The organism is Acinetobacter sp. YH01025 (assembly GCF_013420185.1).
GTDB classification, from domain to species: domain Bacteria; phylum Pseudomonadota; class Gammaproteobacteria; order Pseudomonadales; family Moraxellaceae; genus Acinetobacter; species Acinetobacter indicus.
Window position 1 is genome coordinate 17,116 of the sequence record NZ_VOYR01000017.1, and the last position, 11,095, is coordinate 28,210.

General features: G+C 47.9%; 8 protein-coding genes and 1 rRNA gene. 3 read left to right on the forward strand and 6 right to left on the reverse strand.

Translation table 11 applies throughout. The features are described 5' to 3' along the window. Window positions 1-105: 105 nt before the first annotated feature. The gene (gene ilvD / locus FTT89_RS13545; RefSeq protein ID WP_075167676.1) at window positions 106-1,935 is read right to left on the reverse strand and encodes a dihydroxy-acid dehydratase; all 1,830 of its coding nucleotides are present in this window, start codon (window positions 1,933-1,935) and stop codon (window positions 106-108) included. Window positions 1,936-2,358: 423 nt separating this feature from the next. Between ilvD and fmt the strand changes: the two genes are divergently transcribed. Continuing rightward, window positions 2,359-3,321, forward strand: coding sequence for a methionyl-tRNA formyltransferase (fmt, locus tag FTT89_RS13550; RefSeq protein ID WP_104510152.1), 963 nt, complete (start codon window positions 2,359-2,361; stop codon window positions 3,319-3,321). Then, window positions 3,318-4,622: a 16S rRNA (cytosine(967)-C(5))-methyltransferase RsmB gene (rsmB, locus tag FTT89_RS13555; RefSeq protein WP_104489035.1), complete on the forward strand. Its 1,305-nt coding sequence runs from the start codon at window positions 3,318-3,320 to the stop codon at window positions 4,620-4,622. The genes fmt and rsmB overlap by 4 nt, the downstream gene beginning before the upstream one ends. 79 nt (window positions 4,623-4,701) lie before the next feature. Here the strand turns inward: rsmB and FTT89_RS13560 are convergent, their stop codons facing one another. The 3 genes from FTT89_RS13560 to FTT89_RS13570 all read right to left on the reverse strand — a co-directional run bounded on the left by FTT89_RS13560 (window position 4,702) and on the right by FTT89_RS13570 (window position 8,278). Continuing rightward, window positions 4,702-4,812, reverse strand: coding sequence for a methionine/alanine import family NSS transporter small subunit (locus FTT89_RS13560; protein ID WP_005181164.1), 111 nt, complete (start codon window positions 4,810-4,812; stop codon window positions 4,702-4,704). Between the two features lies 1 nt (window position 4,813). Further along, window positions 4,814-6,301: a sodium-dependent transporter gene (locus tag FTT89_RS13565; RefSeq protein ID WP_075174678.1), complete on the reverse strand. Its 1,488-nt coding sequence runs from the start codon at window positions 6,299-6,301 to the stop codon at window positions 4,814-4,816. 525 nt (window positions 6,302-6,826) lie between these two features. Then, a complete protein-coding gene (locus FTT89_RS13570; RefSeq protein WP_180172890.1) occupies window positions 6,827-8,278 on the reverse strand; it encodes an aldehyde dehydrogenase family protein in 1,452 nt (483 codons plus the stop codon). A gap of 137 nt (window positions 8,279-8,415) precedes the next feature. On the opposite strand from FTT89_RS13570, the gene FTT89_RS13575 reads away from it, so the two are divergent. Beyond that, window positions 8,416-9,099, forward strand: coding sequence for a TIGR04219 family outer membrane beta-barrel protein (locus FTT89_RS13575; protein ID WP_104499775.1), 684 nt, complete (start codon window positions 8,416-8,418; stop codon window positions 9,097-9,099). A gap of 79 nt (window positions 9,100-9,178) precedes the next feature. Here FTT89_RS13575 and FTT89_RS13580 read toward each other — a convergent pair whose 3' ends face one another. Then, on the reverse strand, window positions 9,179-10,540 hold the full coding sequence (locus FTT89_RS13580) for an aromatic acid/H+ symport family MFS transporter (RefSeq protein WP_005181158.1): 1,362 nt from the start codon (window positions 10,538-10,540) through the stop codon (window positions 9,179-9,181). Between the two features lie 442 nt (window positions 10,541-10,982). Continuing rightward, window positions 10,983-11,095 (reverse strand): 5S ribosomal RNA (rrf, locus tag FTT89_RS13585); the annotation flags it as partial.

Genomic DNA, 11,095 nt, shown 5'->3' on the forward strand with positions numbered 1-11,095 from the left:
ATTGATTTTATTGAAAGTTTAGGTGTTTTACTTAAGTTTAAATCGCTAAGGAATAAAAAAGCACTCCCATCTGGAGTGCTTTTTCGCGCTATAAAAATTTACAGCTTAGATTTCACGTACCGCACCTTTTGCAGCACTTGTAGTGTGCATCGCATAAGCTTTCAATGCTTTAGAAATCTTACGTGGACGTTCTTCCACTGGGTGCCAGCCTTTTTCATCCTGTGCTGTACGACGAGCGGCCATGGTCGCATCATCTACTGCCAGGTGAATGGTACGGTTTGGAATATCGATTTCGATACGATCGCCATCTTCAACCAGACCAATCGCACCGCCTTCAGCCGCTTCTGGAGAAACGTGACCAATCGACAGACCTGATGAACCGCCAGAGAAGCGGCCGTCAGTTAACAGTGCACATTCCTTACCTAAACCTTTCGATTTCAGGTAGCTGGTTGGGTACAGCATTTCCTGCATACCAGGGCCACCACGTGGGCCTTCGTAACGAATCACAACCACATCACCTGCTGTGATTTTGCCACCCAGAATCGCCTCTACTGCGGCATCCTGGCTTTCAAATACACGTGCAGTCCCATTAAATTTCAGGATGGATTCATCTACACCCGCAGTTTTTACGATACAGCCATCTAGGGCGATGTTGCCGTACAGCACCGCCAGACCACCATCTTTAGAGAAGGCATGTTCAGCATTACGGATTACGCCATTTTCACGGTCGCCATCAAGGCGTGAATAATAACGGTCCTGTGAAAATGCAGTCTGGGTTGGAACACCACCTGGCGCCGATTTGAAGAAAGTGTACACCTCTTCATTTTCAGTGCGGATGATGTCCCATTTATCTAAGGCATCTTTTAAAGTGGCTTCATGTACGGTCGGTACAGAAGTATCCAGCAAACCGGCACGATCCAGCTCGCCTAGAATACCCATGATCCCGCCGGCACGGTGAACATCTTCCATATGTACATCATTTTTCGCTGGAGCCACTTTACACAGGACCGGCACTTTACGCGATAAACGGTCGATGTCATCCATGGTGAAATCAACACCGGCTTCATTGGCCGCAGCCAGCAGGTGCAATACGGTATTGGTTGAACCGCCCATGGCAATGTCCAGGGTCATGGCATTTTCATACGAGGCTTTGGTGGCAATTGAACGTGGCAGAACGCTGTAATCATCCTGTTCATAGTGACGTTTGGCCAGTTCCACAATTAAAGAACCAGCACGTTCGAACAGTTTTTTACGGTTGGCGTGCGTGGCCAGTGTAGAACCGTTACCTGGAAGAGATAAACCGAGCGCTTCGGTCAAGCAGTTCATTGAGTTGGCAGTAAACATGCCTGAACATGAACCACAGGTTGGACATGCAGAACGTTCGTATTCAGCCACTTCTTCATCAGTATAGTTATCATCTGCAGCGACGATCATGGCATCGATCAAGTCGATGGCTTTATCATTACCACGGATTTTCACTTTACCGGCTTCCATCGGACCGCCAGACACGAATACCACTGGAATGTTCAGGCGCATTGCTGCCATTAACATCCCCGGAGTGATCTTGTCACAGTTCGAGATACACACCATCGCATCGGCACAGTGTGCGCTGACCATATATTCTACCGAGTCAGCAATTAGGTCACGTGAAGGCAGTGAATACAGCATACCGTCATGACCCATCGCGATGCCGTCATCTACAGCAATGGTATTGAATTCTTTTGCTACACCGCCTGCCTGTTCAATCTGACGTGCCACCAGCTGACCCAGGTCTTTTAAATGCACGTGACCCGGTACAAACTGGGTAAAAGAGTTGACCACCGCAATAATCGGCTTGCCAAAATCTTCATCTTTCATCCCGGTCGCACGCCATAAGCCACGTGCGCCCGCCATATTTCTTCCGTGTGTCGATGTTTTTGAACGATAGTCAGGCATGTGTATTTCCAACGAGTTGTGCTTGAGAGGGTGAATCCCCATCTCTGGCTAAAATGTACTGATCTTCAGGTTATCAGTTGAAATTTCGTCACATCATACTACAGCTCAATCTGTCAGCGTGCTGGGTGATCGGGTCTTTTGAACCTTTTATTCTGCGATCTTTCAACTGATGAAAACTGGGGAGACTCGCCTACGGAGCCGATATGATTTGATCATAAAGCATTAGCTCCGGCATTTTCATGAATAATTTTTACCTCTTATATAAACAAAATTTATTGATATTAATTTTTTAAATAAAATTTTGTTTGCAAAGAACAACACCCAGCCGAACTCATGAAGATGCAATCTCTATTTACATGACAATTTAGGCTTAAAAAGGCTTTTCGCATATAATGTGGGGCAAGTTTATATGGAATCTCATGTGTGAAAATTATCTTTGCGGGAACACCAGAATTTGCAGCTGTAGCGCTCGATGCCTTATTAAAAACCGAGCATGAAATTGTGGCGGTCTATACTCAACCTGACCGCAAAGCAGGCCGCGGACAAAAACTTACGGCCTCTGCCGTAAAACAACTGGCGCTGGCGCATGATCTTCCGGTGTACCAACCACTACATTTTAAATCGTCCACGGAAGAAGGTCTGGCTGCGCAGGCAGAACTGAAAGCCCTGAATGCCGATGTGATGGTGGTGGCGGCCTATGGCCTGATTTTGCCACAAGTGGTGCTGGATACACCCAAATATGGCTGCCTGAATATCCATGGTTCGCTGCTGCCACGCTGGCGAGGAGCGGCACCCATTCAACGCGCGATTGCCACTGGCGATGCTGAAACCGGCGTGACCATTATGAAGATGGCGGCCGGGCTGGATACCGGCGATATGATGTATAAAACCCTGTGCCCGATTACAGCCGAAGATACTTCTGCCAGCCTACATGACAAACTGGCCATTCAGGGTGCAGAGGCGATTGTGGCGGTACTGGCTTCGGAGCAGACTTTACAACAGTATCTGGAACAGCGCGAAGTACAGGATGAAGCTTTAACGGTATATGCCCACAAGCTGTCTAAAGCCGAAGCGAAAATTGACTGGGCTGAGGATGCTGTGACAATTGACCGCAATATTCGCGCCTTTAACCCATGGCCGGTGGCATTTATTCCGCTGGATGAGCAGAGTAATTTACGGGTTTGGGGATCTGTACTGTCGAATGAAGCGGTCAATGGCCAGTCGGCGGGGACCATTCTGGCGCTGGATAAACAGGGCGTGCATGTGGCCTGTGGCGATGGCAAGGCCATCTGCCTGACCAGCCTGCAATGGCCGGGCGGTAAAGCGCTGAATCCGGTCCAGATTGCACAAACCCAGAAATTAAACGTTGGGCAGGTGCTGGCATGAATCAACATCTATCCGGTCAGTCACATCTGAACTTACGCGCCCAAGTGATTCGCACTTTATTGGCCGTCCAGCAGGGTCAATCTCTGGCCAGTATTTTACCGCTGCATCTGACCAAGGTCGCCGAGCGTGACCGGGCGCTGTATCACGAACTGGTCTTAGGCACCTTGCGTCAATGGTATGGCCTGAAAAGCATTACCCTGCCTTTGCTGGTCAAACCGCTGAACAATGAAACTGTTGAAACCTGTCTCTATGTCGGGCTGTATCAGATTTTATGTACCCGTATTGCCGACCATGCGGCTATTTCAGAAACCGTCACTGCCACCAAGCAGTTGGGCTTTCAGGCGCTCAGTGGTGTGGTCAATGCCATCCTACGACGTGTTTCACGTGAAACATCGGTCTTTGAGCAGGCCCTGCAAGCGGCGCATGGTTTACCCAGCTGGCTGTTTAAACGTCTGAAAAAAGACTGGCCGGAACAGCTGGAGCAACTGACCCAGGACCTGAAACAGACAGCACCACTGACTTTAAGGGTCAATCAGCGCAAGATCAGCCGTGAAGCCTATCTGAATAAACTGCTGGGCGCCGGTATTCAGGCACGTCCGGGCGAGCGTTCCGATGTGGCGATTATTCTGGAACAGGCGGTGCAGATTCCGGAGCTGCCGGGCTTTGATGCCGGCTGGTTCTCGGTACAGGATGAACATGCCCAGCTTTGTGCGCAGTTACTGCCAGATTTAAATGGCAAAGTGGTGATTGATGCCTGTGCAGCCCCGGGCGGAAAAACCGCACATATTCTGGAAAAATTTAGTCCGGCCACTTTGGTGGCACTGGATCAGGACCCGAAACGCCTGCTACGGGTCACGGAAAATCTGGAGCGCCTGCAACTGACCGATACGCAGCAGGTCGAAATTCTGGCGGCAGATGCTACGCGCTGGACCGCAACCGAACCAGTCGATTGTATTGTGCTGGATGCACCCTGCTCTGCCATTGGGGTGATGCGCCGTCATCCGGATATTCGCCTGTTACGCCAGTCCGCTGACATTCAGCAAACTGTCGAGCTGCAGCAGCAGATTCTGGAACAGATGTGGTCCCAGCTAAAAGTCGGCGGCACCTTGCTGTATATCACCTGTTCCATTTTAAAAGCAGAAAATGAGCAGCAGATGCAGCAGTTCTTTGCCCAGCATGCCGATGCCAAAGAAATTAAAATTGCCACAGACTATGGCGTCGAACAGCAGTATGGTCGCCAGCTGTTACCGGAAGCCGGACGCGGCGATGGCTTCTATTATTGCCGAATTGAAAAAATCTAGACGATAAAAAAAGGAACCCTCAGGTGGTTCCTTTTTTTATGCTACAGCGGTTTAGTCTGCACAAACCTGTACCACAGACTTAATCCTCCGGTTCATCTGGATGTTTGCTCAGATGAATCATGGCCAAGATTAAACCGCCCCAGAGCAGGACAGTCGAGATGATCATCATGATAATTGCTTCAGTATTCATCTTAGTTCTCCTCTTCCGGGACTTTGTCTTTCAGACAGCTCAGTACAATGGCACCCACAATAAACAGGGCCAGCGTACCGCCACCCACCAACCATAAGATTTCAGCCGGATAACCGCCATAACCTTCTGCAACAATCGACTTGATGGTTAGGCCTAAAGCCACCAGTAATGATAATGGAGTCACAACGGTTAACAGGAAGTTCCAGCCGGCACCCAGTTTAATACTAGAGTACTGGTTGATATGCGCCTGTAACTGCGACAATAACGGACGACGGAACCACGACACCAGAATAATCGACAGTAAACCACCGCCAACAATACCAATGTTATTGGCAAAGTAGTCAATGATGTCGACAAAGGTAATCGCACTATGGGTCGAGAAAATCAGGGTCGAAACAATGGCAGAACCACCGGCAATAATGCTGACCGATTTTTTACGTGACCAGCCTAACTTGTCCTGGAAAGCTGAAATCGGCACTTCCAGAATACTGACCATGGAAGTAATCCCGGCAACGGTCAACGAGGCAAAGAACAGGAAGCCAAATAAGTCGCCGCCTGCGCCCATGCTGGAAATAATTTTCGGGAAGGCAATAAAAGCCAGACCAATACCGCCAGATACCACTTCTTCCACGGTTGAGCCTGAGCTGAACGCCATAAAGCCCAAAGCCGCAAATACCCCGATACCGGCCAGAATTTCAAAAGATGAGTTGGCCAGCGCAACCACCGCACCGGAACCAGTCATATTGGTTTTACGCTTTAAATACGAGGCATAGGTCAGCATGATCCCGAAGCCAACAGACAGCGAGAAGAAGATATGACCAAATGCGGCCAGCCAGACTTTATAGTTGCCCATCGCTTCCCAGTTCGGGGTAAAGAAGGCATTTAAACCTGCGGTTGCGCCCGGTAAACGGATCGCCTGAATCACCAGAATCGTGAACAGTACCACCAGTAACGGCATAAAGATTTTATTGGCCAGTTCTACACCACGACGTACACCACCGTAGAGAATGAACATCACCACCGCCCAGACAATCACCAGACCGAAGAATAAGGTCGGTACAAAGCCCAAGGCCAGCCCTTCGCCATTTTGCAAATAGGAATTAAAGAAGAAGGCCTGGGTGTCTGCCCCCCATTTCTGGCCAATTGCGTAGTACATATAACTACCGGCCCAGGACAGAACGCTGGCATAGTAAATCCCGATGACCAAGGTCACCATCACCTGCCACCAGCCCAAGGACTCACTGTTCATGAGCTTTTTATACGCCAGTGGCGGCGCTTTACGGAACTTATGCCCGACCGCGTAATCTAAATATAATAACGGCAAACCGGCAGCAAAAATTGCCACCAGATACGGTACTAAGAAGGCACCACCACCATTTTCGTAAGCCACATAGGGAAAACGCCAAATATTCCCCAAGCCTACAGCTGAACCAATCGCTGCAATAATAAAGCCTGATCGCGCGGACCAGTTTTCACGATTTCCTGACATAAAACACCTAAACCTAGATGCTTTTTTCACTGCTTTTTATGTGGTTTTCTCGCAAGCAAAAAAGCACCATGCAATATTAATCTTGAGTGTTTGATTTAGCCTTGACCTTTTGGGTACTGGTTTCTAAATGACAAACAGGGAGTGAATGACGAAAACTTGCTTAAAGTGCATCGTGAAGACTCCCTTTTATATGGTTCAACAATACTCACTTTTAAAAAATTATTCTGTAATTTCTGCTCCAAATCTTGGGTTTTTATAATCTATCCTGATTCAACCGCTCAATTAATCAGCTTATTTATTGTACAATTTTGGTTATGAATTACCAAACTTTTTGGAATATATTATGAAGTAAAACTGAAAACTCAATTGCCATCCTTTAAACGGTCATTTATACCCGATGATATAAAATGCCTATCACCTACCCGCACTGCTTTCTTCGGATACTGTATTTCATCAATAGATTGCCGTGATCCATAGATGAGGATGCATCAAGCTCAAGCTTGCCCTTGATGCATCTCCCAGCGATCAACCCTGTTGATGGATCACCAGCAAACGTTCTTCCTGCATATCACGAATTGCCGATTGAATTCCCTCGCGGCCCAGACCCGAATCCTTGACCCCGCCATACGGCATGTTATCGACCCGGAATGATGGAATATCGTTAATAATCACCCCGCCAACATGCAGCTGGTCCCAGGCATACAGCATCTGCTGCAGATTCTGAGTATAGACCCCGGCCTGCAAACCAAAGCGGCTCTGGTTAATCCGTTCAATGCCCTGCTCAAACTGTTCATACGGCTCCAGAATAGCCACCGGACCAAAAGCCTCATTCTGGTAAATTTCTGACTGAGGCGAAACCTGCTCCAGCAATGTCGGCTCGAACATCACCCCCTGCTGTTCACCGCCCACCAGTACCGTCGCGCCTTCTGCTACGGCCTGATCCAGCCATTTTTTCAGGCGCACGGCTTCGTTCTCTTTAATCATCGGCCCAACCAAAGCGCTGTCCAGACGCGGATCAGCTGCCCGTAATGACTGCAAACGGCTGACCAGTTTATCTTTAAGCTGTGTGTAAATCGCGCGATGCACCAGAATACGCTGCACACTAATACACACCTGTCCGGCATGGTTATAGGCACCGCCAATTAACCGGTCAACCAGCGCATCATTGACCTCGGTATCGGCCTCAATCATCACGGCAGCATTGCCGCCCAGCTCCAGCGTGACCTTTTTACGTCCGGCACGCGCTTTCATGTCCCAGCCCACCACATCGGAACCGGTAAAGCTCAGCAGTTTAAAGCGGTCATCGGTGACCAGCACATCGGCCTGCTCACGCGGACAGGGCAATACCGAAAAGGCCCCAGCCGGCAAATCGGTTTCCGCCAGAATCTCGGCAATTTTTAAGGCAGAAATCGGGGTTAGACTGGCCGGTTTTAAAACAAAGGGACAGCCGGCAGCAATCGCGGGTGCAATTTTATGGGCAGTTAAATTCAGAGGAAAATTAAATGGACTGATCAGCGATACCGCACCAATCGGTACCTGTTTACTGATGCCCTGATAACTGCAAGCCGCGGCAGTTACTGCCAATGGCATCATCCGGCCCTGATCCATCTGGGTGACTGCATCCGCAGCCAGTTGAAAGGTATTGATTAACCGCTCCACTTCAGCAGCGGCAGCCCTTTTCGGTTTGCCGCCTTCAATAATCAGCAGTTCGGTGAGCTCGGCCCGGCATTCCTGAAAACGCTGCACACAATGCAGCAGGATTTTCTGTTTCTGAAACGGTTTTAACGCCGCCATCGCCGCTTCCGCCTGGACTGCGGCCTGAATCGCCTGCTCTAGCGTCTCTGCATCGGCCAGCGCCACACGTGCATAACAGCGCTGCAGATACTTATCTTCGACCTCTAGCCACTGGCCGGTCACATGCGGCTGTCCAGCCAGATATAAAGGATAATCGTGCGGATGATCAGTGTGCGTAGCCATGTGCAGGTCCTCTATTTTTTGCATGATGCGTCAATGCAATTTATACCAATTCCCGATATGATGCGCCGAGATGTTTCCCGGTTCCATCCTCCACAATAAATTTATTCTGAGAATATACAAGCTCTACAGGGATTTTTATGCGTACACGTCCAGCATTGTGTTTCATCCTCGGTCTTGGCTGTTTTAGCGCCGCACAGGCCGATATTATTGGTGTTAAAGGTAGCGTCGATTACTGGCATTATAACAGTGACTTATCGAGTGCCTTGGGCCAACCCGAGATGAAAGATGACTCCAGTTTGTCTTTTGCCTTGGCGGTTGAACATCCAGTACCGTTATTGCCGAATGTCAAAATCAAGCACAGCACACTTGAGGCAGAATCAGAACGTGAAGTTCTGAATGAAAAGATGGAGCGGATCGACCTCGATTATTCCGACTTCATTGTCTATTACGAAATTCTGGACAATATTGTCAGTGCCGATATTGGTGTGGGTGCCAAGGTGCTGGACGGTACCGTGCAGCAGAATTTAACCGAAGTGGAACAGGTCAGTGAAACCTTGCCAATGCTGTATGCCGAAGCCGGGGTGAAACTACCTTTTACCGGTTTAAGTGCCAAAGCCGAAGCCAGCTATGCCAAGTTTGATAATACTGTCATTAGCGATGCGCAGGCAGAACTGAAATATAATTTTATTGATAATTTACTGATCGATGTCGGCCTGAAAGCCGGTTACCGCATTCTAGATGTGGAGCTAAACGAAGGTGATGAACGTAATCTCCAGCTGGATTTTAAAGGTCCTTATCTTGGGCTGGAAGCACATTTCTAAGCCAGGCAAATCATCTTTTTCCCTTTAAACAAAAAGCCTCTACTGAGGCTTTTTGTTGATTCAGATGAATTACATCGGTTTAGCTATAAGAGCGACTGGCCTTGGACACCACCGGTGGTGTTTCGGTAACCGGCTCTGAGGCTTTCTGGATACGAATCAGGGCGACTGCAATTGCACCAATCACTGCTGGAATCGCCACCGCCAAGAAATTCAGTTTATGCGGTAATTCCATACCCAATAGCACCCCAATAATAATCGGGCCGACAATTGCACCCACACGGCCGACCGCAGAGGCACAACCAATCCCGGTTGAACGTACCGCCAGTGGATAATACTGTGCCACAAAGCTGTATAGCAGAATACTACTGCCAATTGCGGAAGCTCCAGCCAGCGCCACCAGTAGGTAAATCACCGGTTGTGGCGAGTTAAAGCCTAATCCAACCAGCGCCACAGCCCCCATCAGGAACATGCCAATAATCACCGGTTTTAAATGGAAACGGTCTGCCAGAATCCCGCCGCCAATGGTACCAATTACTGCACCAATATTCATCGACATCAGGAACATCAGGCTGCTGCCCAGCGAGTAACCAGCGGCCATCATCAGTTTTGGTAACCAGCTGCCCAGTGCATAGACCATCAATAAACACATAAAGAAGCAGCACCAGAACAATAAGGTACTCATGCCACGGTTTTGCTTAAATAAGGCGGCAATAGAGGCATCCGGCACCTGTACTTCATTTAAGACCAGCTGGGTCTGCGCACTGACTTTTTCTTCTGGCGTGATTTTCTGGATAATCTGGCGCGCTTTTTCATCCTGCTGTTTTTTCACTAAAAAGGTCAATGATTCAGGTAAAAACTTCCACAAGATCGGTAACAGTAACAGTGGAATACCCGCGATATAGAACATCACTTCCCAGCCAAAACTTGGAGTTAACCAGGCACCCAGTAACGCAGCCATAATACCGCCGACCGCATACCCACTAAACATGGTGGTCACCAAGGTACTGCGCAGTTTTTGTGGTGCATATTCAGAGGTTAAGGCCACCAGATTCGGTAATACTCCGCCAATTCCTAAACCGGCAATAAAGCGCAAAATTCCGAATTCAGTCGGGTTAGATGCGAAACCGCCCCAGAAGGTAAAACCGCTAAATAAGGTCACACAAATTAAAATGACATTTTTACGGCCAATCTTATCGGCCAGCATGCCAAAAAACATGGCACCGAACATCATTCCGGCCAGGGCAGTACTGGCCAACATGCCTGCTTGCACAGCAGTCATATTCCATTCTTGCATCAGTAGTGGTAGGGCTACGCCATTAATCGCCAGGTCATAACCGTCAAAGATGACTACAAATAAACACCAGAGTACGACGTTTAAATGAAAAGGTTTGAACTTCGCCTTGTCCACTACAGCATTCACATTCATTGTTGTTGCTGTCATTAATCCTCACCTCCAATTGTGAGATTTTATTCTTAATATGAAAAAATGAACAATCATTCACTTTTGTCTATAAAATGAATGATTATTCATTTTTTGTCTATGGATAAAAGGTCTAAATGATAAATTTTTCTTAAAAATCAGATTTGATTTAGCAATAAAGCTCAATTTCAGAGCAGAAAATTTAGTTATAAATCTTATAATTACTGGAAACTTATTCTATTTTTTTAAATTTTTATATTACAAAACAGTGAAATAAAAGCTTCATCATTGCAATTTTTAAGACAGGCTTAAATGACAACTTCTACCACACAAATTTGCAAATAAATGTAAAAATTGTGTCATAAAGCCAGAAAAATACTGTCCAGGTCGTAGATGTAGAAACTAGAAATTACGCCCATAAAAAAATCCCCCAAGCTTTTGCTCGGGGAATTTTGAATTAATGAGCTGGCGATGACTTACTCTCACATGGGTAACCCCACACTACCATCAGCGCTAAGAGGTTTCACTTCTGAGTTCGGGAAGGGATCAGGTGGTTCACTCTTGCTATTGTCGCCA

What these genes read in the sequence shown, in the direction of transcription:
- ilvD (WP_075167676.1), bottom strand. Translation starts at nt 1,935, where the DNA reads ATGCCTGACTATCGTTCAAAAACATCGACACACGGAAGAAATATGGCG.
- rsmB (WP_104489035.1), top strand. Translation starts at nt 3,318, where the DNA reads ATGAATCAACATCTATCCGGTCAGTCACATCTGAACTTACGCGCCCAA.
- FTT89_RS13560 (WP_005181164.1), bottom strand. Translation starts at nt 4,812, where the DNA reads ATGAATACTGAAGCAATTATCATGATGATCATCTCGACTGTCCTGCTC.
- FTT89_RS13565 (WP_075174678.1), bottom strand. Translation starts at nt 6,301, where the DNA reads ATGTCAGGAAATCGTGAAAACTGGTCCGCGCGATCAGGCTTTATTATT.
- FTT89_RS13570 (WP_180172890.1), bottom strand. Translation starts at nt 8,278, where the DNA reads ATGGCTACGCACACTGATCATCCGCACGATTATCCTTTATATCTGGCT.
- FTT89_RS13575 (WP_104499775.1), top strand. Translation starts at nt 8,416, where the DNA reads ATGCGTACACGTCCAGCATTGTGTTTCATCCTCGGTCTTGGCTGTTTT.
- FTT89_RS13580 (WP_005181158.1), bottom strand. Translation starts at nt 10,540, where the DNA reads ATGACAGCAACAACAATGAATGTGAATGCTGTAGTGGACAAGGCGAAG.